22 protein-coding genes are annotated in these 22,392 nt (G+C 45.2%); 14 read left to right on the top strand and 8 right to left on the bottom strand.

Annotated elements, in window-relative coordinates:
• Positions 1–89: 89 nt before the first annotated feature.
• Positions 90–584, bottom strand: a complete 495-nt coding sequence (locus BMZ56_RS10205; RefSeq protein ID WP_090626483.1) for a hypothetical protein — start codon at positions 582–584, stop codon at positions 90–92.
• Positions 585–602: 18 nt separating this feature from the next.
• Entirely contained in the window at positions 603–1,520 is a 918-nt protein-coding gene (locus tag BMZ56_RS10200; RefSeq protein WP_218146537.1) for an RtcB family protein, read from the bottom strand.
• A gap of 546 nt (positions 1,521–2,066) precedes the next feature.
• Here BMZ56_RS10200 and BMZ56_RS10195 point away from each other — a divergent pair.
• From BMZ56_RS10195 to BMZ56_RS26165, 4 genes are all read left to right on the top strand, one after another.
• Positions 2,067–2,303: a UPF0175 family protein gene (locus tag BMZ56_RS10195; protein ID WP_090626482.1), complete on the top strand. Its 237-nt coding sequence runs from the start codon at positions 2,067–2,069 to the stop codon at positions 2,301–2,303.
• Positions 2,275–2,754: a PIN domain-containing protein gene (locus BMZ56_RS10190; protein ID WP_090626481.1), complete on the top strand. Its 480-nt coding sequence runs from the start codon at positions 2,275–2,277 to the stop codon at positions 2,752–2,754. The genes BMZ56_RS10195 and BMZ56_RS10190 overlap by 29 nt, the downstream gene beginning before the upstream one ends.
• A 357-nt stretch (positions 2,755–3,111) precedes the next feature.
• Positions 3,112–3,996 carry an Mph(E)/Mph(G) family macrolide 2'-phosphotransferase gene (gene mph, locus BMZ56_RS10185; protein ID WP_090626480.1) on the top strand — a complete coding sequence of 295 codons (885 nt, stop codon included), beginning with the start codon at positions 3,112–3,114 and terminating at the stop codon, positions 3,994–3,996.
• A 204-nt stretch (positions 3,997–4,200) separates the two neighbouring features.
• Positions 4,201–4,359: an outer membrane beta-barrel protein gene (locus BMZ56_RS26165; protein ID WP_218146536.1), complete on the top strand. Its 159-nt coding sequence runs from the start codon at positions 4,201–4,203 to the stop codon at positions 4,357–4,359.
• 99 nt (positions 4,360–4,458) lie between these two features.
• Here the strand turns inward: BMZ56_RS26165 and BMZ56_RS10180 are convergent, their stop codons facing one another.
• Together BMZ56_RS10180 and BMZ56_RS25975 are read right to left on the bottom strand one after the other, a co-directional pair.
• Positions 4,459–4,914 carry a pyridoxamine 5'-phosphate oxidase family protein gene (locus BMZ56_RS10180; protein WP_090626647.1) on the bottom strand — a complete coding sequence of 152 codons (456 nt, stop codon included), beginning with the start codon at positions 4,912–4,914 and terminating at the stop codon, positions 4,459–4,461.
• A 23-nt stretch (positions 4,915–4,937) separates the two neighbouring features.
• Positions 4,938–6,005: a GNAT family N-acetyltransferase gene (locus BMZ56_RS25975; protein ID WP_245893158.1), complete on the bottom strand. Its 1,068-nt coding sequence runs from the start codon at positions 6,003–6,005 to the stop codon at positions 4,938–4,940.
• Positions 6,006–6,202: 197 nt separating this feature from the next.
• On the opposite strand from BMZ56_RS25975, the gene BMZ56_RS25970 reads away from it, so the two are divergent.
• The 4 genes from BMZ56_RS25970 to BMZ56_RS10160 all read left to right on the top strand — a co-directional run bounded on the left by BMZ56_RS25970 (position 6,203) and on the right by BMZ56_RS10160 (position 8,630).
• Positions 6,203–6,775 carry an Rpn family recombination-promoting nuclease/putative transposase gene (locus tag BMZ56_RS25970; protein WP_256213829.1) on the top strand — a complete coding sequence of 191 codons (573 nt, stop codon included), beginning with the start codon at positions 6,203–6,205 and terminating at the stop codon, positions 6,773–6,775.
• A gap of 26 nt (positions 6,776–6,801) precedes the next feature.
• Positions 6,802–7,143: a PD-(D/E)XK nuclease family transposase gene (locus tag BMZ56_RS25965; RefSeq protein WP_256213828.1), complete on the top strand. Its 342-nt coding sequence runs from the start codon at positions 6,802–6,804 to the stop codon at positions 7,141–7,143.
• Positions 7,144–7,392: 249 nt separating this feature from the next.
• A complete protein-coding gene (locus BMZ56_RS10165; RefSeq protein ID WP_090626479.1) occupies positions 7,393–7,767 on the top strand; it encodes a hypothetical protein in 375 nt (124 codons plus the stop codon).
• A gap of 119 nt (positions 7,768–7,886) precedes the next feature.
• On the top strand, positions 7,887–8,630 hold the full coding sequence (locus tag BMZ56_RS10160) for an SDR family oxidoreductase (protein ID WP_090626478.1): 744 nt from the start codon (positions 7,887–7,889) through the stop codon (positions 8,628–8,630).
• Positions 8,631–8,636: 6 nt separating this feature from the next.
• On the opposite strand, the gene BMZ56_RS10155 is transcribed toward BMZ56_RS10160, so the two are convergent.
• The 3 genes from BMZ56_RS10155 to BMZ56_RS10145 all read right to left on the bottom strand — a co-directional run bounded on the left by BMZ56_RS10155 (position 8,637) and on the right by BMZ56_RS10145 (position 10,820).
• Positions 8,637–10,112 (bottom strand): aminotransferase-like domain-containing protein, encoded by a 1,476-nt coding sequence (locus tag BMZ56_RS10155; protein ID WP_090626477.1) that lies wholly within the window; start codon positions 10,110–10,112, stop codon positions 8,637–8,639.
• Positions 10,113–10,266: 154 nt separating this feature from the next.
• The gene (locus BMZ56_RS26160; protein WP_090626476.1) at positions 10,267–10,569 is read right to left on the bottom strand and encodes a type II toxin-antitoxin system RelE/ParE family toxin; all 303 of its coding nucleotides are present in this window, start codon (positions 10,567–10,569) and stop codon (positions 10,267–10,269) included.
• Positions 10,570–10,589: 20 nt separating this feature from the next.
• On the bottom strand, positions 10,590–10,820 hold the full coding sequence (locus BMZ56_RS10145; protein ID WP_090626475.1) for a hypothetical protein: 231 nt from the start codon (positions 10,818–10,820) through the stop codon (positions 10,590–10,592).
• Between the two features lie 399 nt (positions 10,821–11,219).
• Between BMZ56_RS10145 and BMZ56_RS10140 the strand changes: the two genes are divergently transcribed.
• Positions 11,220–11,444: a helix-turn-helix transcriptional regulator gene (locus BMZ56_RS10140; protein WP_143072902.1), complete on the top strand. Its 225-nt coding sequence runs from the start codon at positions 11,220–11,222 to the stop codon at positions 11,442–11,444.
• Positions 11,445–11,494: 50 nt separating this feature from the next.
• Here the strand turns inward: BMZ56_RS10140 and BMZ56_RS10135 are convergent, their stop codons facing one another.
• Positions 11,495–12,037 carry a DUF6933 domain-containing protein gene (locus BMZ56_RS10135; protein ID WP_090626473.1) on the bottom strand — a complete coding sequence of 181 codons (543 nt, stop codon included), beginning with the start codon at positions 12,035–12,037 and terminating at the stop codon, positions 11,495–11,497.
• An 814-nt stretch (positions 12,038–12,851) separates the two neighbouring features.
• On the opposite strand from BMZ56_RS10135, the gene BMZ56_RS10125 reads away from it, so the two are divergent.
• The 5 genes from BMZ56_RS10125 to BMZ56_RS10105 all read left to right on the top strand — a co-directional run bounded on the left by BMZ56_RS10125 (position 12,852) and on the right by BMZ56_RS10105 (position 22,388).
• Positions 12,852–13,097 (top strand): hypothetical protein, encoded by a 246-nt coding sequence (locus tag BMZ56_RS10125; protein WP_090626471.1) that lies wholly within the window; start codon positions 12,852–12,854, stop codon positions 13,095–13,097.
• A 106-nt stretch (positions 13,098–13,203) separates the two neighbouring features.
• Positions 13,204–14,457, top strand: a complete 1,254-nt coding sequence (locus tag BMZ56_RS10120) for an exonuclease SbcCD subunit D (RefSeq protein ID WP_090626470.1) — start codon at positions 13,204–13,206, stop codon at positions 14,455–14,457.
• Positions 14,454–18,188: an AAA family ATPase gene (locus BMZ56_RS10115; RefSeq protein WP_090626469.1), complete on the top strand. Its 3,735-nt coding sequence runs from the start codon at positions 14,454–14,456 to the stop codon at positions 18,186–18,188. Before BMZ56_RS10120 ends, BMZ56_RS10115 begins: the two co-directional genes overlap by 4 nt.
• A gap of 28 nt (positions 18,189–18,216) precedes the next feature.
• Complete coding sequence (locus tag BMZ56_RS10110; protein WP_090626468.1) at positions 18,217–20,385, top strand: AAA family ATPase; 2,169 nt, start codon at positions 18,217–18,219, stop codon at positions 20,383–20,385.
• An 11-nt stretch (positions 20,386–20,396) separates the two neighbouring features.
• Positions 20,397–22,388, top strand: a complete 1,992-nt coding sequence (locus BMZ56_RS10105; RefSeq protein WP_090626467.1) for an ATP-dependent nuclease — start codon at positions 20,397–20,399, stop codon at positions 22,386–22,388.
• Positions 22,389–22,392: the final 4 nt, after the last annotated feature.

The following is a 22,392-nucleotide window of genomic DNA, read 5'->3' as shown; positions in this document are numbered from 1 at the left end:
TGATGTACAACAAAATTAGGGGCATGAGAGCTCCGGCAAGCTGTGCAATAATGACATTGTTGCAGGGTATTTGCGACAGGATGCTCCAATCATTTCGTTTTTTTCTTTTTCCGCTCAATAAGCTTCTCCCGCTCATCGAGCACATCCATTTCCTGTGCGCAAAATGCATAGTGTGTCGCCTGTCGTATGTTATCCAGCGCTTTGTTCCATTTTCGAAGCCGTTCGTAGTATGTTGCTTTTTTCTGGAGCATCACGCCCTTGTCCATACCTTTCAGTGTCAACGCAAAATCGATCAATTTCTTTGCGTGTTCCATTTCCTCCAGTGCCAGCAAACAATCCGCGAAATAGGGATACACCGACAGTGTGTAAACGTCTGCCGCTAGGGCCTCCTCGAAATATCTCCTTGCAGCACGATAATCCCGCAATACTTCATGATGGAGCCTACCCATGAGGCACAAGCTATCTGCATCATTCGCATCGTAAGCCAATGCATAATTCAACGCCGTGACCGCTTCCTCCAGGTTGTAAGGATAATTATCCAGCGCCTGGAAATAATATCGGTTTTGTATTGTTTTATTTTCCATCGTTCTAAGTGCTTTATATCAACCATCCATCCGTACAATACGTGGCTGGAACGTGCCGATAATATCTACCAGTTCCTTTTGCGCCGCCATCACTTCTGCAATGCGCTTGTACGCCATAGGAGCCTCTTCCAAGCTGCCGCCGATCAACGTAACCCGGTGCTGGGTGAGTACTTTTTTCATTTCGGAAGGAGACCACATACGCCGTGCCGCATTACGCGGGTGCATTCTTCCCGCCCCGTGCGAGGCCGAGTGCAGTGATTCCGCGTGGCCCCGGCCAACCACCAGGTAACCTTTGTCAACCATCGACCCAGGGATGTAACCGACCACACCATTTCCGGCAGGTGTCGCGCCCTTTCGATGCACCACTATTTCGCGGCCTTCATGTATCTCTTTCCAGGCAAAATTATGGTGGTGTTCCACCCTCGCCATGATCCGTCCACCCACAGCCCGGATCAACCGCCTGTGGATATCACTGTGGCAGGCAGCAGCATATTCACCAGCCAGCTGCATAGCTATCCAATACTCCATGCCCAGGTGCGTATCCAAATCCAGCCATGCCAACTGTTGGGCCTCCTTCGGTAATGGGCACTGTGCCATTGCCGCTTTTGTATAGTATTGTGCAATTGACGCCCCAATGCCCCGCGAACCGCTATGTGACAAAAGCCCTACGTAGCTGCCCGGTTTCAAATCCAACTCGGGATGCGGTGCCGTCAGCGTCACTTCGCCAAATTCTACGAAGTGATTTCCACCGCCCGATGTGCCAAACTGCTTGATGGCCTTTCCGTGCAGCTTTCGCAGCAGGGGAATGCTTCGGAAGGCATCCGACTCAAATACCCCATGATCATTAGGAGAAGCATGTACCTCCCGCATTCCGAAGCGGGTATGGTCAACCAGGGCTTTTGCGTACCGGTCTTTGGCACCCTCCAGGTACGTCACCGGCGTATTAACCCAGCTTCAGCAAGTCTTTTCCTTTTAATTTTAACTGGCCCATGGCCTAATCAATTAAATGCTAAACCTTAAAGGAATCACACGGCCACGTAGCACACCGTGGAGTAGCGAGCTCCTATTTACTTAAAAAAAATGTCTTGAAATGGCGCACCGGCGACCGCCGTTGCATAGGGCAACGAATGCTATTGGATAGCACGGAGCGCTTCCTTCACCATGGAAGGAATCCTGTTAGCAGTATGGTATGCGATGAACATTGCTCCGTCAGTTAAAATGTGATACAATAGCTTCTATCAAAAAATTAAGGCGCAAAAGTATCGATAATTCTTTAATCCGCAAAAAATATGAAGCCCCTTTTGTCTGCTGTCGATTTCTTGATTTTTCGTTGTTACCCACTATTGAGTATTTCACCACCCGTCCGATTATAGATTTTCAGTTGCGTCATTTTAGTACGGTTAGCCGCCGGTAAACAGCGACATACGATAATCGCGTAGAAATTGCTATCTTTACGGCACGTAGCATAAATAGATCAGCGTCATGACAACGATAACATTAGAAGTCCCTGACAGTCTAGCGGAATACCAAAAGGATACGATACGGTTTATCGCAGCTAAATTATATGAGTCCGGTAAACTTTCGCTGGGCCAAGCCGCGGCTATGGCTAAACTTACCAAAGGTACGTTTGCAGAGTTGCTGGCCGACTACGGCGTTTCTTTCATCAACTATTCCGATAGCGATTTAACGGATGAGCTTGACAGGATCTCGGGAATATAGCATCGTAATCACCGATACCAGTTGCTTTATCACCCTGGACAAAATCGGGGCATTCGACGTCTTGCGCAAGGCGTTTAGCCACATCGCCACCACCCCTGAAATTCAGGAAGAATTTGGTTCGGAATTGCCCGAATGGATTGAAATCAGGCCGGTTCAGGATCACACACTGAAAGAAGTTTTCAAGGAAACGGTTGACGCGGGAGAGGCAAGTGCCATCGCGCTCGCAATGGAGACTTCCAATGCGGTCTTAATTATAGACGACCTCAAAGGACGTAAGCTGGCCTCAAAAATGGCCCTTAGTTTCATGGGCACCCTCAGCCTATTGGTGAAAGCCAAGGAATACGGTGTCATTCCATCCATCAAGCCTTATATCGAAAAGATCCAGGCAACAAACTTCCGGATTGCGCCCTCCCTAGTGGATTTGGTCCTTGAAAGAACCGGGGAAAAGTAGCCGCTAATTTAATCATGGGTGACAATGCTGTTTTAGTTTTTTTGTATGTTTGCAGCAATGGAGTATTCAAAATATACAACACACATGGCCAAACCCTGGAGGGCCTAGTCTGGGCGTTACTTTAGCGCACTTTTTTTGTAAAGTCAATTTCCTAATTGCTCTTCTTCTTTTTTATGTTATCCAATACGATTAACTATTAAAATTTCATGGAAAATCAAAAATGACTGCAGACCATTTGCAGTATGGGGAATGCTTCTCAACCGTCATCGGATTTTTTGCAGACGTATTCATTGATTCCTGGAGCTGGAAGAGCTTCAAAGCGATTAGCGTATTTATTCACAATTAAGAAGTTAGAAAATGACAATTAAAGATATTCAAATACTTGCCGAAGAGCATGGTTTGCTGCTTACGGACGAAATGAGCTTCAACGAGATGGGCATTGATTTCAAAGTCGGTTTTGCCAAGGATCACGATGGCCAGCAATGGTTGCTCCGGATTCCCAGGCGGAACGATTTGGGCGATCAGATCGAAAAGGAAAAGCGTATCCTAAGTCTGGTGAAAAGGCACCTGTCCGTGCAGGTGCCGGATTGGAAAATAGCCACTTCAAAACTGGTTGCTTATCCACTCCTAAAAGATAAGCCGGCGTTATCGTTTCATGAAAAAACTTACGAAGTTACCTGGAATATGGACGAGCATAGTCCGAATTACGCCCCATCGCTGGCTAAAGCGTTAGTTGAGCTGCACGGCATTCCAGAGGATGATGTGCTTGAAAAGGAGTTGAAAATTATGAAACCAGCTGATCTACGACCGGAGATCGCAAAGCGACTGCAATTGGTCAAATCTGAGTTGGGTATCAGCGAGGAATTGGAAAATCGCTATCAGAAGTGGTTGGACAATGATGTGCTCTGGCCGGATTTCACCGTGTTCATCCACGGCGATTTGTACGCAGGCCACGTGATGGCCAATCCGGAAGGCGTCGTTTCAGGAATAATCGATTGGTCTACTGGACACGTTAGCGACCTTTCTCAGGACTTTTCGGGGCATATGACTGTGTTTGGAGAAAAAGGGCTTAAGGAACTTATAAGCGAATACGAAAAGCAAGGAGGTAGGGTTTGGAACCGGTTGTATGAACAAGCGGTAGAACGTGCTGCAGCTGCACCGTTGGCCTATGGTTTTTTTGCCGTAGAAACACAGGACGAAAACCATATTACTGCTGCTAAGACCCAATTAGGGGTCGGATAGCGACGGATAAGAGGTTGCTTCAAAGAGGCCGTCTCCTATTTTGTTGGAAGCAAATGTAGGAGACGGCCTCTTTTTAGTTTACATGTCAAATTCAATTGCCCGGGTTTACTCGGATGCCGTAAAGAAAAATCAGAAGGTATTGTATGGCGTAGGGGAGCCCGGATTCCCCGTGAAGCTGGGTGACTACTAACCATCGATATTAACTTGACCAAGGAGAATGCGATATTTTTCAATGCAATCCTAACGCATAAGGTAAATGAAAAATTCCAAATAGCCTACAGTTATAATAGACGGATCACAAGACCAAATTACCGATTGCTCAATCCATACTCATTTTATGTTGACCCTTGCACCTTCAAATAAGTAGCCCCGGCCTTATCCCAATGTATTCAGACAACTATGAGATAAACCCAGATCTACCGTAACAAATACCAGTTTGGATTTGACTATAACGGGTTCATCTCACCTCGGCCGCACCCCATACGCCCCCATCGCATTTTCAATCTGTTTGCTTTCTGTGGTGTCAGGAAAGAACAAGTAGCTCGGCGCCAGAATTGGAGCCGCTTTAACAACCGTTATCTCGATGACTTCATTGATTGGAAATGCGTCGGTGAAGAGCTCGGTTAGAAATTTCACTTTGTCTGGAAATGAAGCGTCTGAGTTATTGATAATCTTGGCCGTTCCTTTGAGCTTATAGCCTTTTTGTACGAATATATCTACTAAACTGACACAGACGTTCGGATTATTTCGGATATTCCTTACACTCCCAGGTGAAGCTATATTTGCTATCAGCAGTGTTTTTTCGTTATAGAACGCAAATACCTCTTTCGGAGATACATTTGGTGCGTGGTCACCGTCCACTGTAGCCAACCAACATAAGACACTTTTGTCGATACAATCTTTTATACGATTATCCATTTTTTCCAATCCAATTTCCATACCTATATTTCCCTTACCACCTTATACAGCACCCAATTCTTTCCATCTTCAGTATACGGCTTAACGAAACGCATACCCAGTTTATTAAACACATTGATGGATGCCAGGTTTTCAACCCTTGCCCGACCGATAATCCGGTCCAGTTTTAGTGTTCCAAATCCATAATCCATGGCCGCCTTTGCACTTTCCGTGGCATATCCTTTACCCCAATGCTGCTTAAAGAATCGGTAGCCGATGTCGTATTCGTCGGCCGAAGGGTGATACTTAAGCCCGCACCAACCAAGGATCTCTCCGGTTCCTTTCAAGACGACCACCAGTCGGCCGACACCGTATTTTTCATATTGACCGTAGTTGTGCAAAAAGGTGCTTGCGGCTGCGACATCTTCAAACTGCACATCGCCTGTGTATTGCAGCACCTCAGGGTCTTCATTGAGCGCATACATCATAGGGCCGTCCTCGGCGCGGAAGGGACGCATCATTAACCTATCTGTCGTCAGCTCACACTGCTTCATAGCGATTTCCTTGATACATTCCTCCCGGATTTGCCAAATTTCGTCCAGCGAATAGGGTAGACCTTCATCAACCAACCACTTGGCGAGGTAATCCCGATGATACCCCACCTTATAATCAGTTACTTGATCCGGAGTAATTTCGATCTCGGTGAGCAGATTGTTAGAAAGATCGGCCTCTCTCATGCCCACGCCGGTAAAATCTAGAACAGTATCGTTTACCTTTAGGTAGTTATGTGCTTCGGGCAGGTAGTTTAGCCCATGCCTCTCAAGCACCGACTCAATACCAACGGTGTTATGACCATGTATTTTATATATGCCAAGCATCAATTTTACCCGCGAGTGTCCGTTTTCGTCGGCCAGCCGTTTCAACAGCGCGTGTTTAGTGCTGCATGTACCGCACCGATCGTCCAGAACGCAGGTGATACTGTTCTTATCTTGGTTACGGCGGTAGGGGAGCTGCTTTACGTGTTCTGATGCTCTAATAAAATTACCGAATCCCAGCTTTTTGAAAAAAATAGAAATTGTGGCGTCAGCTATAATATCAAATGTATATTTCATTCGAGAGAGAATAAGATAAGTTCATGTTTACCCATTATGGGTCCGTCGCCGTAAAAGGCAAAGATAGCGATTTACGGTGGTCACACCTTATTTCCAAGCTACACAGACTACCTTATTTCCTTTTGTTTTGGCTAAAAATATTAGTTAAAATCAACTGATTTCCCTATCTTTGATTTTTACTCAATCAAAACTGGATTATGGAAAACCAACAACCCAAACAACCCCGAATCGGGAAATTCATTGATCCGCTCACCGACTGGGGCTTCCGCCGTCTTTTCGGGCAGGAGCCCAACAAAGAGATTCTGGTGGAATTCCTGAACGACCTGTTCCAGGGAGAGAAACACATCATTGATCTAACGTATGCACCCAATGAATATGATGGAGACGACGTTACGGATAAACGTGTCATTTTCGACCTGCATTGTCGGGGCGACAACGGCGAATATTTCATTGTGGAGATGCAGCGCATCCGGCAGGATCACTTCAAGGACCGGGCCCTGTTTTACGTATCACGGCTCATCCAGCGGCTGCTTCGGAAGGGGAGAGAAACCAACAGTTACAAACTTCCGGAAGTGTATCTGATCGGCATTCTGGAATTCAGCATGGATGCCGGTGAACAGGACCGGTACTTCCACAATATTGCTTTAATGGATAAGCACACCTGCAAACCTTTTTACAACAAGTTGGGTTTTAAGTTTTTGGAACCCCGTCAGGGCTCTATCAGGCCAATGAAAGCTGACAAGAATCTGATAAATTACCTAACTTTGTAAAAGAGGCGGATGGTCTGCTCACGGATATGGACAAGTGGATGTATCTGTTGAAGCACATGAACACACTGGATAAAGTGCCGACATTTTTGGATAAACGGGTTTTCCAGCTGATTTTTAAGATATCGGAAGTGGCAAAATTAAGAAAGGAGGAACGTATGGCATACGAAGCAAGTTTAAAAGCCAAGTGGGATACACAGAATGCGTTTGATACCGCAAGACGAGAAGGGAAAGAAGAGGCGGGTTATCTATTTGTAAAGAACTTACTGTTCAATACCAATTTTCACGACGAAAAAATAGCGGAATTGGCATCCGTATCTGTTAATTTCGTCGAGAAAGTTCGCGCCGACCTCCAGAAAAAAGACAAATAACTTTCCTTATAACCGAACAGAGCCACCGCTTGCGGTGGCTTTTTTGTTTACAACCAACCCCACCAACAATTTATCCTCCACCCATACACCCCAAAAAATACCCAATACTGAGTATTCGACAACCAACTTCAACCACGAACTTTTATACCAAGATCAATTAATCACGTATTCACCTAAAAGAACTAATCCTATCAAATTCAATTGCCTGGGTTTACTCGGATGCCGCAAAGAAAAATCAGAAAGTAATGTATGGCGTATGGAGTCTGGATTCCCCGTGAAGCTGGGCGACTCATAACCATTTCCGAACTAGCCGAACTGAAAGATTTTAAGATCAAATACCGGACAGACAATACGAAAGACGAAAAATTTTTCACCTCCACTTACTCCATTTCGTTCCAGGCCGATGCGAAAGTACCGGTAATAGATCTGGCCAATGGATCACTTGACCTTACCCTTAAATCGCAGAAATCGAGCGGCTACAAGGTAGTCACCGAGGAAGGGATCATTTCTTTGATCGGGCTTTCCAAAATCCAATCTTCGTTTTTATGGACGGGAGAAGACCTTAAACCGTTGGCCACCAAGTTCAAAACACTAATGTTAGGACCTGGACTGCCGCAAATCTGAATAGTGGATGGTCATCGTCGTCTATTTTATCTCTTTTTTTGTAAATCAATAAGACGGTAGCTCGCATTGATAAATGAAATCTGTTTTTATTTCAACAAGTTTTATTAAATAGTTTAATCATGAAAATTTTAGTAATCGGAGGAAGCGGCCAGGTCGGCAAGGGAGTGTGTGAAAAATTGGAAATTATGGGTAATGAGGTAATCGTAGGAGCACCCTCAGCCGGCATTGATATCTTGACGGGAGAAGGTCTTAAAGAAGCTTTGGATGGAACCGAAATTGTAATTGATCTTTCCAATTCAAAATCACCAGATGATCAAATCGCTTTAGATTTTTTTCGTACGGCCGCTAAACACCTCATTGGGGCAGAGAAGCTTGCGCATATCAAGCATCATCTGGTACTTTCTATTGTCGGAACAGATCGGGCACAACATATAGGATACCTGCAAGCAAAAAAGTATCAGGAAGATGCCTTAGTTGAATCCGGCATACCTTATACTATCATCCGCTCGACCCAATTCCATGAGCATATAGGAACCATTATCGCTGTTCAGGGTGAAGGCCGGAACGTCCACGTCTCGACAATTGACTATCAGCCGATAGCGTTGCAGGACGTGGTAAATTATGTGGTAAGGTTCGCTTTGGAGCAACCAAAAAACAAGATAGTGGAGATAGCCGGACCTGACCGCGGCTTGATGAGCGATTTCGTGGAAAGCTATTTGAAGGCGAAAGGCGAAGATAAAGTTGTAGTATCTAATCAGGATGACAAATACATGTTCCATAGCATTTCAAAATCAGGCCTAGTTCCCTCTGGCGAGTTCTATTCGGGTAAGATAAGGTTCGATGACTGGAAAAGAACACAATAGGGAAGCTTATATAGATTCTTTAAGGGCTTGGCCGAAAGTTTCCATTTCGTTTGAATTCAAGGAAGCAAAGCCAAACCTTATTCCGTTGACATCAATTCTGTATTTGTGAAGGCTTCCATCGTTCATATAAATACCCCGGTGGGCTAGCCTTTCTGAGAGGTGGGATATGGAATATTCGGGATCAAACAAGGTCCAAACCGCCATTCCTCCATTTGGATGATTGAAATTGGCAACAGTTCCAATAGAAGCCCTTAAAATCTCGCAGAAGTCATCGCGCCTCTTCTTGTACAGCTTTACCGATCGTCGCAGATGTCTTTGCATTTCACCCATATCGAAAAGGTGGGCAACAGATTCTTCAAATAGTACGTCGCCCCGGATATCCAGCACCTGTTTGAGTTTAGCTGCCTGCCATATGAAATTCTCTCCCCCAATCAAATACCCCAGCCTGATCGTTGGAGCCAACGTTTTAGAAATTGATCCAACGTAAAGAACATAGCCATCGTGTTCTGCACTGGCTAAGGGTAATATCGGTGCATTTTCATAATGAAAATCATAGTCGTAATCATCTTCGATTACAGGAAGACGGTAACGGCGAATGATATCTAAAAGTTTGACTCGCCTTTCAGCACTGAGTGTGACAGTCGTCGGGTGATGGTGGTGGGGAATAATGTACAAGAGGCTAGGCTTTGATTGTTTACAGATGCGCGCAATTGCATCGACATCAATGCCATCTTGATCAACTTTAACCTTTATAAGCTGAGCACCCAACTGCTCAAAAAGTCTATCAGCTAAAACATAGTTTACGTCGCCGACAATAACAGTACTGCCAGGCCGTAGAATCATACTTGCAGCAACAGAAATAGCTAATTGTGCCCCGTGGGTCACCAGAACTTGCTCAGGAGTGATATTCAAAGCCCTGGTTTTCGACAAAAACAACGCAAGTTCCGTTCTCAACGAATTGCTTCCGTGCGATCCGTCGGCTAATAATTTACTGTGGATATTCGTTCTTTTTGACAAAAATTTGTACCGATCGATTATCAAATCTAAAGGCGCAATCCTCGCATCAGGATAACCATCATTAATCATCAACTGGTAAGGCTTTAGCTGCCTTGTTACCGGTTGGCGAGCAGCAACCTGTCGGTAAAAGATCTCTTGCTGCTGCGATAAGAATTTATCTGAAGAGCTCACCCCGAACGATTTCGGATTCATTACAGGCAATTGTCGCGCAACGAAGTTGCCCCTCCGTTCTATCACTTCAAACCAACCCTGAGCTTGCAATTCCTCATAAGCAGCAACTACCGTTGTACGGTTTAGTTTTAGCATTGACGCCATATCCCGACTTGCTGGCAATTGATAACCAGGTTTTATTTTTCCACTTTTGATCAATTCTATCAAGCTGTTTGCGACCTGCCTGAATATAGGAGTTGTGGACCGTCTGTCAACTGCAATGAGTGTACTAAAAGGTAATGTTTGAAGTGTCATGTTTATAAGGTTCGTACTCGACGACAAAATAACGGGATATAATTTACGAAAATATTGAAGTATAGCAATTATTTTAAGAGATTAGCTTGTTGCTCGGGAGCTGGATCGGAAAAAGCATATCGAAACCACCTATGCCTGTGATTAAGCTTGGAGATTATCTCCTTCTTAATTTTTTAACAGGACTCTGGCTTGCATGGAATATATGTAGAATATATACAAGTTCCCCTTCGGCGATGTATTCGTAAACAATTACAAAAGGAAATGTCGATACCACATACTGACGGTAAGGGCCGACTTTTACCGGATATGACTTCGGATTATTAGCTACAGCAGCTATTGAGGCCTCAATTTGGTTTAGGAATCGCTTACCCAACCCGATCCGTTGCTCTTCATACCAATCGAAGGAATCCTGCAATTCCTTTTCAGCGAGTGAAGATATAATAACGGTATTGGGCACGGTTCAGGCTGCTGCGCTTTTTATTTGGAGAGTAGACGCTGCTTTACTTCGGCAAAAGAAACACCTTTATCCCTGCCGGATTTTAAATCTTCCGAGCGCCTATCCAGTTCCTCCACCAACAGCTCATCCTCCCACCAATTGTAGAGTGTATTATCCATATTGATAGAATAATTCAATCCCAATTTATCCAAGAGCGCACGTACTTTTAGCTCAGCTCCTTGGTCCTCAATATTTACCGTGAGTGTTGCCATCGCTTATTCTGTTGTTTAACAAAGATAGGACTTAAGTTTTTAGGATGCAAATGGATCAATATGCGTGTGTGTATTCTAAAGAATGGGTATGGCAGCCGCTTATACCATCGCCGAGCAAAAGGATGCCACGGTATATATCACAAATCGGGGGAGAAGTACCACAAGGCTGGATGTCGGTATCTGAGTAAAAGCCAGATTAAGACCACGAAGAAAGAAGCGGTTAAGAATGGGTATGGGGCGTGTAAGGTGTGTAAGCCGTAAGCAAGCATAAAGCGGTGAGAGTTCGAGTCTCTCTCCGGGCATTACTATGTATATGGTGGCCCTCGGAATTGGAAGGGGATTTAAATCTGTTGTAGATGAAGACTACTAAAAAAGCAAGGAAAATCAGTAGTTCAATAATTGGCGAGATCATTGGGCGAATTGACCCTCGCAGAAAAAACACAAACAGCAGTCAAAATGAAGCTGGCTGCTGAATTGGATGATTTAATCAGACAGCGTGGTTTGAGCAAATCGGATTTTACCGACTGTGTAGGCAAGCATCCGTCGGAAATTACCAATTGGTTAAGTGGTATGCACAATTTTACAAGCGAAACATTGTCGGAGATTGCCGTGTCTCAATTGTAATATCGCCGACATGACAATTTGCATGTTCGAAAAAAACCGAGGCAACCGCATCATTCGCCCATAGCATGGGTGTCCAACAGTCGTCTCATCTCAGTCAATGCATCGGTATAACCGCTAAACCTCTTTTTAGAGGTCAGGTTAATCGGGGTTTTGTTGATCCGGTTAGTCAAATCACGGATTGGCATATATTCCAGACCTTGATATTCGTGTTTCCAGTAATCCAAATCGAGTAATCGCTGGTTTTGATACGCGGTTGAGCTTCTGTCGTTATCGGTAGGATAGAGGTGAACATCATTCAACAGGCGATTAACATTGTCCAGGGAAATAGAAATGCCATCATATTGCAGTTGTGCATAAAAAGCCCGCTTAAATATCCGATCAATATCAGCTATGTCGGCAGCTTTGACGTCAGGCAGAATGACGTGGTACTGTGTTTTAGCATTCGTTATGAGCCAGCATTTTTTTCGATCTACAAAGAAGACGGTAGCGTTCCATTTTCCCAGGGGTGCATTTTCGATATTGTGCGTTTGTGGAACCACCCACTTTTTTATGAGTTTTTCAAGTTTCCGTGATGTGTGAATCGCTGTAAGCATGCAATAAATATATACCTATTGAAGGTGTCCAGAAAATAGTTGTTTCTAATGATAAAATGCAGGCATGAGAAAGAATACCGTGTCAATGAAAAAAAACCAACTGGGGGTTTATGTAATCATTGCTATCTGCGTATGTTAGGATTGCCGTTGCTTCTTGGTCTTTGACGAGCTTGTCTTTTTTAGCGTTAATACCTGCTGCGTTGCTTTTTTTAATGAAATCGGTGATTGCTTGGATAGCATTTCCATTTGCAACGCAGCGAGTTCCTGAAATGATACCTTTAAATTCATGCTGTAAAAAAACAACAAGATAACCGAAAATAAATCGTTTATCTTATGTCAAAATTGCAATTAAGTTATTTTTAGTCCCCTTAAAGCTAATTTTATAGCGCCTCTGAAAGCAATCGCCTTGTTCGAATACTAGACCTTGCGGTCGAATACGAGTATGCCAGCCTTTTCCCAATAGTGTATGTGATCCGCTTTTCACGAACAGTTCTACGTAGCGTTCTAACTTGATTGATAGCAAAGAGCGGTAAAAAATCCATTTTTTTGCTGCAATGGTAGCGTTCCGGATGGCGAGGTCAGAATTATTGCTTTTTACATTTCCGGTTTCCCGTAATGTCCTCACCATTCCTACGGTTACCTTTGGGTAATCAAAATTTGTAATTCTCAATCCGATGTTTTACCTTGCATGTTATAATTACCTTTATAAGCCAATGGGCCTAAGAAAAACAAGTAATAAATCAATAATACCATATAATCAATAACCGAATTCACTAACCGCTAACCGTTAATCAAGAAACCGACACAAACCATCATGCGTAAGCGTATCCTTTACCTTTTTCTCGTCTTCGGGCTTTTGCTGCCTGCGGCTTCGGATGTGCAGGGTAGGGTAGTTGCTTATACCACCGCTGAACAGAAGGACGCCACGGTATACATCACCAAAACCGGGGAGAAGTACCACAAGACAGGGTGCCGGTATCTGAGCAAAAGCCAGATCAAGACCACGAAGAAAGAAGCGGTTAAGAATGGGTATGGGGCGTGTAAGGTTTGTAAGCCGTAAGCAAGTATAAAGCGGTGAGAGTTCGAGTCTCTCTCCGGGCATCACTAATAAATCGAAGTAAGTAAGCCGAACAGAAGAAATTAAGAAAACACGACAAAAAATACGAATGAACATCCTCCACACCGCCGACTGGCACTTGGGCCAGCTTTTCCACGAGTACGACCGCACCTACGAGCACCAGCAATTTCTGGATTGGCTGGTGCAGACGTTGCAGCGGGAAGCGGTGGATGTGCTGCTCATCAGTGGCGATGTGTTCGACCTGTCCAATCCATCTGCTGCCACCATCCGGCAATTCTACACGTTTCTCAATAGGGCTAGCAAAGCCTGCCCGGATATCCAGATTATCGTTACTGCTGGCAACCACGACTCCGCGTCACGGCTGGAAGCGCCGAAGCCGCTGCTCGAATCGTCCAATATCCACATCATCGGCGCGGTGCCGAAAGATGAGCAGGGTAATATCGACGTCGACAAGCTCATCATCCCACTCACAAAAGAAGGGGATGTCAAAGCCTGGTGCATGGCCGTTCCGTTCCTGCGCATGGGCGACTATCCCTCGCTGACCGATTGCGACAATCCCTATGCGGAAGGCGTCGCCGCGCTGTACCGCAATCTGTACGAAGCGACTAAAAGCAAACGGCAACCGGGACAGGCCATCATCGCCATGGGGCACCTCCATGCACGGGGCGCTGAGACGTCTGATATGGACAAGGCCGAACGGCTTATTATGGGCGGCGTGGAGTGCATAGCAGCATCCGCATTCCCCGAAGATATCACCTATATCGCTTTAGGCCACATCCACAAGGCACAGCGGCTCGGCGGCAAGGAGCATATCCGGTATTGTGGCAGTCCATTACCGATGTCATTTTCGGAGGTTAATTATAAGCACCAGGTCATTCTGTTTACGCTTGAAGACGGACAGGCAACGCCACCCCGGGGCATTGAGGTACCCGTTACCGTGCCGTTGCTCAAAGTGCCAAGTGTACACAGCCGCGTAGAGGAAGCATTACTCGCCCTGCAGCAACTGCCTTTATCAACCAGCCAAGACCGCACGGCAGCCCCATATCTACAGGTATCCGTCTTGCTGGATGCCCCCGAGCCTGGCCTCCGTCACAAAGTCGAGCAGGCGATAGCAGATAAGCACGTACGCCTCGCCCGTATCGATACACGGTATCCAGTGCAGAAAAACCCAGCCGAGCAAAAGCAGACCATCTCGCCCGACGAGCTCCAATCAATGAAACCGATAGATGTATTCACCAAGGTATATGAAGCAAAATATGCCAATAACGTGCCGGAGGAGCTGATGGTGCTGTTCAACGAAGTCGCTCAGCAGGTCTACGAAAAAGAAGGAGACGAGGCATGAAGATACTGGCCATACGTATCAAGAATCTCGCTTCGCTGGAAGGCACTACGGAAATCGACTTCACGCAGGAGCCCCTGTGTTCCGCCGGTATCTTCGCCATTACGGGGCCCACCGGTGCAGGCAAATCCACGATCCTCGATGCGCTGTGCCTTGCACTCTATGCCAAAACCCCGCGTTATGCACAGGCCCGCGAAATCGGTATCGAGATTACCGACGTACAGGGCAGCACCATCAACCAGAGCGACGTGCGCGCCATTCTGCGCGATGGCACGGCCGAAGGCTACGCCGAGGTTGATTTCGTAGGTATCGACGGCCGGCACTACCGAGCCACATGGAGCGTACGCCGTGCGCGGAATAGGGTAGATGGCAGCCTCCAACAGGCCAGTACCACCTTGCGGAATCTCACAACCGGCAGCGACATCGGCGGCAAGAAAACCGAGCTCCTGCCCGAGATCACTAGGCTGGTCGGTCTCAACTACGAGCAGTTCATCCGTTCGGTACTCTTGGCGCAGGGCGATTTCACTGCATTCCTGAAAGCAGACAAAGACCAAAAGGCATCGCTGCTCGAAAAGCTCACCGGCACGCACATCTATTCCGAGCTATCCAAGAAAGTATATGAGCGTTGTCGCGAAGAAGAGGAACAGCTCAAACTACTCCAGCAAAGGCAGGAAGGCATCGCCATCCTCACGACTGAAGAACTGGCCGACCTCAAAGCACGGGAAGCCGATTTAGCAAAAACCCTCGACCAGCTCCAAACGCAGATTGATGCGACCGCCAAAGAAATCAAATGGCATGACGATTTAAGCCATTATCAAGCTCAGGTAAACGAAGCCCAACACACCTTAACGGAACGCCTTGCCGAAAAGGCTCAATCGGCCGAGCGCGAAACGTACCTTAGGCAGGTCGAACAGGTACAGCCTGTCCGTACTTCGGTGGATTTGTATCAAGAAGCGACCGAACGCCTCATCCAAAGAAAGCAAACAAGCGGAGAAATCAGCAGTCAGCAACAGCTTCTGGCGCAACAGGTCAACGATGCCACAGCCGCAGTAACCGAAGCCACCCAGCACCTCGAAGCACAAACGAGCACGCTGGAAACGGCAAAGCCCCAATTGGCTGAAGCTGCCAAACTGGATATCCAGCTACATGCTCAGCAGGCCGACCTCTCCAAGGCACAAGAGCAGTTACAAGCCCGGCAAGCAAAATGGGCGGGGAGCAAGCAACGGCTCGCTGACAAGCAGCAGGAAGCCGATACGCTGGAGCGACAGATCGAAACCCATCGCCAATGGATTGACAAGCGTGCAGACCGCCAGCCTGTCGCCGAGCACCACACGCTCATTGTCGCCAAGTTAGCGGAGGCTCGCAAACAATTGGACACCATTGACCGTGCGGCCAACGATATCGCCCGATACGAGGCACAGATCCAAGCTAAAACCACTGAACATGCGGAGGCCATCCAACGTTCAGAAAACCTCGCCAAGCAGCTCAATGATGCCCAAGCAGAAGTTATCATGCTACGTAAAGACTTGACTGCCCTTCCCGTCAGCCAACTCCGCGAAGAAAGCAAGGCCTTGGCTGCCCAATTGGAGGCACTCTTCGCAGCCACTGCCCTTTGGCGGCAACTTTACCGAGCGCAACAAGATGCCCAGCAGCAACAGCAAAAGATCGAAGACCATAAACTTGACTTAAAGGCAAAAGAAATCCAACTTCAAGACACCGACATCGCACTGCAAGCCATTACGGAGCAGCGCAAAGCGTCGGCTGCTATGCTCGAAAAAGCGATGGTTGCTGCTTCGGCCGATGTCGAAACCCTGCGCAGCCAATTAACGGATGGCCAGCCATGCCCCGTATGCGGTAGCGAAACCCATCCCTACGCTCACGAAAATCCGAAGCTCAACCACGTGCTGGATGAACTGCGGAAAGCGCACGATGCCATCGAGCATACCTACAGCGAGCACGTTGCCGGTCACGGCCAGTTGTCGCAAGCCGTACCCCTGTTGCGGCAAACCATCGAACAGCTCGACGGGGAGTTTGCCGCAAAGCGAAGTGAACTAGACGAACATACCCGTCAATGGGAACAATACGCTATCAGTCAGGCATGCGCGGATATAGAACCGGCACATAAAGACACGTGGCTGGTCGATCATGCGCAAAAACTAACGGCGGCTCAAGGACAAGTTAGCAAGCAATTGGACCAACATCAACATTCGCAAGATACATTGGATCAGCTCCAGCAGACCTTACAGCGATTACAAGCCGAACATACCGCATCGGCCGATGCCGTAAAAGACTTAGCCCACCATCTGCAGACGCTGAAGGAGCGCCTTACCAACGCCAAGGAAGAGCACACATCCGGCAATGCCAATCTGGAAGCAATATTGGCGGCTATACAGCCACACTTTCCGGACGACCAGTGGATTGCCAGTTGGAAGAGCCAGCATGAAGCTTTTCTACAAAGCGTCAACAAGTTTGCTGCTGAGTGGAAGAAAACGACAGAAGCGTTGGATGCTGACCGCAATAACCTCAAAGTATCACAGGCCACCCTCACCGGTATCCAAAAGGAAGAACAAGACCTTGCCGCGGAGGTTACGCTTGCCGAGCGTGATTATGCCGATAAGCAGGCTATCCTCGAAACCTTCAGGGCAAGCCGCCTATCCCTGTTCAATGGTGAAGCCGTCGAAACCATCGAAGCCCGGTTGAAGCAGCGAATCACCGAAGCGCAGGAGCAGCTAAATGCCAAGAAGCAATCGCAAGAGCGCTTGCAAATCGAAAAAGCCCAACTGGACGCAACGGCCAAGGAAACGCAGCACGAAATCACTCGGCTGGAAAAGCGTGCCGCCGAGCTATCCGGCAAAATCGAACAATGGCTCACCGATTACAGTGCCAAACAGCAAAGCAGACTGGATCAGGCAACGCTGCAAAAATTGCTTACCCATCCGGCGGAATGGATCGCCGAAGAGCGGGAGGCGCTTTCAGCCATCGAGCGCGCCGTTACCCAAGCCACATCTGTATTGGATGAGCGTACCCGGCAACTTACCCAACATGAGCAACAGCGACCCTCTGACGAACCCTTGGATACGCTGCAACAACGGCTACAAGAGCAGCAAGCCAGCAAGTTAGAATCCCAGCGGGATCACAACGAAATCGGCTTCCGGTTGAAGCAAGATGAAAGCAACAAACGGCAATTGGGTGATCTGCTTGCCACCATACAAGCCAAGCAACTCGGGGTGGATAACTGGTCCAAGCTCAACGATATCATTGGCTCCGCCGATGGCAAGAAATTCCGGCAGGTGGCGCAGGAGTACACGCTGGATGTATTGCTCAACTACGCCAACGTGCATTTGGAAGTGCTGTCCAAGCGCTACCGCCTTCAACGGATACCGAATACGCTGGGCTTGCAGGTGCTGGATCAGGACATGGGCGATGAAGTTCGCACCGTGTATTCGCTTTCCGGCGGGGAATCCTTCCTCGTATCGTTGGCCTTGGCTTTAGGATTGGCCTCCTTGTCTGCTAGTCGGATGAATGTCGAGTCCCTTTTTATCGACGAAGGTTTCGGATCGTTAGATCCGAATACGCTCAACATCGCAATGGATGCGCTGGAGCGGTTGCATAATCAAGGACGTAAGGTGGGTGTGATTTCTCATGTGCAGGAAATGACCGAGCGGATACCGGTGCAGATTAAGGTGGATAAGGGGCAGAGTGGGAGGAGTAGGGCGGAGGTTGTAGGTTTATAAATTACATTAGGAAAAACTTATAGATATCATGTATATATCAAGTATAAAAATAAAGAACTATAGGGGTGTTAAATCTGATCAACTTGAAACTTCTCCATTTACATGTATTATAGGAGAAAATAATGCTGGCAAGTCGACAATATTATTGGCTACGAGCTTATTCTTTTCTGGGACAAGTTTAAGCAAGTCCGATTTTTATGATGAAGAGGAGTCTATTGAAATAGAACTAACTTTCTCAGGTATCGATGAGAAAGACATAAATAGGCTATCACCGGACCATCGAGCAAGGATCAAGGAAATACTTGAAGGGGATAAACTTATATTAACACGTCTTTACAGCACCAGTACAGATGGCAAATCCGAACTTCGTTGCAGCCGTTGGGCTCCAAAAGACCCTAGGTTTGAGAAAGATGTTGTGGGAGGAATATTAAAAGGTAAAAAGGGTAAGGAAATATCAGAAAGTATTATTTCACTATTCCCGGAATTTGGGGATAAACTATCCAATGTTAAAACGCAGAAAGACGTTTATGAAAAGCTGGAAGAAATAATTTCTAACATGCAGTCTGAGAATTTAGAATTAAAACTTTCTCCTCTTCCTACCGGTATTGACAATAGTATAAAAAGTTTACTTCCAGAACCAATTTATATTGCTGCGGTGAAAGATTTAAAGGATGATGTCAAATCTAAAGAATCTGCAACATTTGGAAAGCTTCTAAGCATCCTAATGAGGTTTCTGGAAAACTCAGAGCATTTTGACAAAATCACAGATTCATTTAATGAATTGCATAAACTGCTTAATGTCGTTAGGGAAGCGGAGCTGATCACCGACAACAGGATTGAAAAGTTACAGGATATAGAAAGGCAGATTGGTTCGTTCCTGTCAGAAAATTTCCCCAAATCAAAGATTGAAATAGAAATACCGAAACCTGAATTAAAACAAGTATTTACCAATGCCCGAATCCTAATTGATGACGGCGTAAGGGATATTATTGAGACTAAAGGCGATGGTATTAAGCGGGCTGTAACTTTTGCTTTGCTGAGAACCTATGTCGAGCAGTACAAAGAGCAAAAAAGAGAAGCAGCAGAAACTAAGCTGGCTGGTGCGGTGGAAGGGTCGATGGCAGAAGTAGCACCTGTAGAAGCGAGCGAGCAACCTTATATTTTCTTGTTTGAAGAACCCGAATTATACCTACATCCAAGTGCACAGAAGATATTGTTTGAAGCGCTGGAGAAATTGACTGAAGCCAATAATCAGGTTTTTGTTACCACGCATTCGCCGATGTTCTTTTCCCCCCATTCTACGGGGACCTTTGTTAAGGTTATTAAGGAGTATCCAGTCCAGGGAAAACCATATGGCAAATTTCTGACAGTAAATCTTTTAAAAGAGATTGGTGCAAAAGATGCTTTTCAAATAATTTGTTATGAAAACAATACTGCCGCTTTTTTCGCCAATAAGGTGCTATTAGTAGAAGGTGATTCGGATGTGATCTATATGAAGGAAGTAGCAAAACTCTTAAACTCAGAATGGAACTTTGACGCGAAAAACATCCCTATCATATCAATAAATGGAAAATCAAATATTAAAAGGTTTATTGACTTCTACAGCTTTTTTCAGATAAAGTGCTTTTGTATAGTTGATTCGGATGCCTTGATTGATGGTTTTGAAAAATTTGTTGTCTCGGATGAAATTAAAAAGCAAAGAGAACAACTGTTAGGCACTCTTGATAAGATAGCTCATGAGCAGGGAGGTCAGGTAGATCTACCAGCTACCAAAATAAAAGAGTTAGTAAGAAGATATACGTGGAAGGAACGATACAATAAGCTGAAAGAACTTGGGCTTAAAGTAAAAGCTGGAAACGCATTAACTGAAGAAGAAACATTGGAAATCGATTTCCTATTTATAGAAGAGGAAAATAATCTGAGACGAAGGGTATTTACAGATAAGGCTATAGAAATTCCAGAGAAATCGTCTTTATTAGCAGAACTAAGAAATCAAGATATTTTTATACTATCTCATGGAGCCATAGAGAGCTACTATCCTGATGGTGTTACAGGCGACGATAAGCCAACAAAAGCACTTAATGCTATTAAAATCCTAAAAGGTTACGAAGATTGTAGACCGCATTTGCCCAATATCACACTTGAAGATCAGGAACACTGTGAGTTAGAAGTGATATTTAAAAGAATATTTGAATAAATTCCGAAGGTATGAGGATATCTACATTAAAAATAAAAGGCTATAAATCCTTTGGGCCTAAGGAAGTAATCATCCCTTTGCAGGACAAACTTGCAGCATTTATAGGTTTGAATAGTGCCGGTAAGACTTCAGCACTCGAAGCCCTAAAAAAGTTATTTGGTTCATCCCTGTCGGAGCGGGAAATCTATCGGCAAGATTTTCATATAGGGAAAGATGAAAATTCCGACGAAATAACAGAAAGAGCGCTTTCTATCGAAGTAAGAATCGATTTTTCAGAAGATGAACAAGAAGCGGTACCACACTTCTTCTCGAACATGGTAGTAGATGAATTGCTTGGGGATCTTTACATTCGTATAAGATTAGAAGCAACATGGAAAAAATCAGATTTAATTCCTCAAGGGGAAATAGAGGTCAAAACCTATTTTATTAAGACTCCTGAATATGAACCTGATCAGGAGGATAATAAGCAACCTTTTCCTAACCATTTCAGAACCCTTATCCAGGTATTGTATGTTCCCGCTATAAGAAGACCTGCGGAACAATTAAGATATGCTTCTGGCAGCATTCTGTACAGGGTATTAAGAAAGATAAAGTGGGGTGATGACCTTAAAGAAACGTTCGTTAAAAAAATTGGCGAAATCAACGATGCATTTAAGGATTTATCTGAATTTGGTACTGTCCAAACTTCCATCACTGAATTCTGGCAGAAATTCCATAAGGATGAACGCTATAGAGATACAAATTTTAGCTTTGGAGGAAGTGATTTTGATGCTATTCTCAAAAAGCTGGAAATATCGTTCAGTCCCACCGGAACCCATAAGCCGTTTGGTATCGACGAATTAGGCGAAGGGTACCGTTCCTTATTTTATATGACTTTGGTATGTTCCCTTTTGGATATAGAGGAAAAGATGGCAGAGGAAGAAGATGAAACTATAGGAGTTACCAGGCCGCTGCTTACGATATTAGCAATTGAAGAACCAGAAAATCATATTGCGCCGCAGTTGTTAGGCAGGGTTATCAAAATTCTTAAAACAATTGCAGAAAAGGAAAACTCACAGGTCTTATTATCTTCCCATACACCAGCTATAATAAAACGATTAGATCCTGAATATATCCTTCATTTCAGAATCACAGAAGATTATGAAACGGAAGTGAATCCAATATTTCTTCCTGACAAAGCAGATGAAGCGTATAAATATGTAAAGGAAGCTGTACGCAATTATCCCGAAATCTACTTTGCCAGATTGGTAGTTATTGGAGAAGGTGACAGTGAGGAAGTCATATTCAATAGATTGATGGATGTAATGAAAGTTGACTTTGATGATAATATAATCACTTTCGCTCCATTGGGGCATCGGTTTGTAAATCACATTTGGAAGCTACTGGAAGCACTACATATACCGTATATCACCCTGCTTGATTTGGATATAGAAAGAGAAGGTGGTGGATGGGGACGAGTGAAGTATGCGCTGCAAAAGCTTATTCAGATTGGATTAGAGAAAAATGAGGTGTTGATGACGTCGGGCGATTCTGTGCTAAGTGATGAAGAATTTGAAAAAATGCATACTTGGGGAGTAAATAAAGATGATGATACGTTAGGAGGATGGATTGACTACCTGAAAGAACATAACATATTTTACTCTTTTCCTCTTGATTTGGATTTTTTGATGCTTATTCATTACCCTGAATTTTATAAAAAAGCCATTCCTAAAGGAGGTGGACCAAGAATACCAGATAAAGATGCAGAACCGGAAGAATTTGAAGAAAAGGTAAACAGTGCTGTACAAGCCACACTTAAATCAGAGAAAGCAATAGGTGAAACATATTCTGATGAAGAAAAGGAATTGATGATTTGGTACAACTACCACTTTTTAGGGAGGGGAAAACCTACCACGCATATTCAGGTGCTGTCCTTAATGAGTGATGAAGAGATAAAGAGTAACTTACCCTCCGTGTTTAAAGAAATCTTTGACCGGATATCTTCCATCTTAGAAACCAATTAGGAAG

Source organism: Parapedobacter indicus (genome assembly GCF_900113765.1).
Lineage (GTDB): Bacteria > Bacteroidota > Bacteroidia > Sphingobacteriales > Sphingobacteriaceae > Parapedobacter > Parapedobacter indicus.
Note: the sequence above shows the minus strand (reverse complement) of the source record. Positions and strands in the feature narration are given on the sequence as shown.

What these genes read in the sequence shown, in the direction of transcription:
- BMZ56_RS10180 (WP_090626647.1), bottom strand. Translation starts at nt 4,914, where the DNA reads ATGGATAATCGTATAAAAGATTGTATCGACAAAAGTGTCTTATGTTGG.
- BMZ56_RS10205 (WP_090626483.1), bottom strand. Translation starts at nt 584, where the DNA reads ATGGAAAATAAAACAATACAAAACCGATATTATTTCCAGGCGCTGGAT.
- BMZ56_RS25965 (WP_256213828.1), top strand. Translation starts at nt 6,802, where the DNA reads ATGGACAAGTGGATGTATCTGTTGAAGCACATGAACACACTGGATAAA.
- BMZ56_RS10165 (WP_090626479.1), top strand. Translation starts at nt 7,393, where the DNA reads ATGGCGTATGGAGTCTGGATTCCCCGTGAAGCTGGGCGACTCATAACC.
- BMZ56_RS10190 (WP_090626481.1), top strand. Translation starts at nt 2,275, where the DNA reads ATGAGCTTGACAGGATCTCGGGAATATAGCATCGTAATCACCGATACC.
- BMZ56_RS25975 (WP_245893158.1), bottom strand. Translation starts at nt 6,005, where the DNA reads ATGAAATATACATTTGATATTATAGCTGACGCCACAATTTCTATTTTT.
- BMZ56_RS25970 (WP_256213829.1), top strand. Translation starts at nt 6,203, where the DNA reads ATGGAAAACCAACAACCCAAACAACCCCGAATCGGGAAATTCATTGAT.
- BMZ56_RS10145 (WP_090626475.1), bottom strand. Translation starts at nt 10,820, where the DNA reads ATGGCAACACTCACGGTAAATATTGAGGACCAAGGAGCTGAGCTAAAA.
- BMZ56_RS10125 (WP_090626471.1), top strand. Translation starts at nt 12,852, where the DNA reads ATGCGTAAGCGTATCCTTTACCTTTTTCTCGTCTTCGGGCTTTTGCTG.
- BMZ56_RS10135 (WP_090626473.1), bottom strand. Translation starts at nt 12,037, where the DNA reads ATGCTTACAGCGATTCACACATCACGGAAACTTGAAAAACTCATAAAA.
- BMZ56_RS10115 (WP_090626469.1), top strand. Translation starts at nt 14,454, where the DNA reads ATGAAGATACTGGCCATACGTATCAAGAATCTCGCTTCGCTGGAAGGC.
- BMZ56_RS10110 (WP_090626468.1), top strand. Translation starts at nt 18,217, where the DNA reads ATGTATATATCAAGTATAAAAATAAAGAACTATAGGGGTGTTAAATCT.
- BMZ56_RS10155 (WP_090626477.1), bottom strand. Translation starts at nt 10,112, where the DNA reads ATGACACTTCAAACATTACCTTTTAGTACACTCATTGCAGTTGACAGA.
- BMZ56_RS10195 (WP_090626482.1), top strand. Translation starts at nt 2,067, where the DNA reads ATGACAACGATAACATTAGAAGTCCCTGACAGTCTAGCGGAATACCAA.
- BMZ56_RS10105 (WP_090626467.1), top strand. Translation starts at nt 20,397, where the DNA reads ATGAGGATATCTACATTAAAAATAAAAGGCTATAAATCCTTTGGGCCT.
- BMZ56_RS10160 (WP_090626478.1), top strand. Translation starts at nt 7,887, where the DNA reads ATGAAAATTTTAGTAATCGGAGGAAGCGGCCAGGTCGGCAAGGGAGTG.
- BMZ56_RS10120 (WP_090626470.1), top strand. Translation starts at nt 13,204, where the DNA reads ATGAACATCCTCCACACCGCCGACTGGCACTTGGGCCAGCTTTTCCAC.
- mph (WP_090626480.1), top strand. Translation starts at nt 3,112, where the DNA reads ATGACAATTAAAGATATTCAAATACTTGCCGAAGAGCATGGTTTGCTG.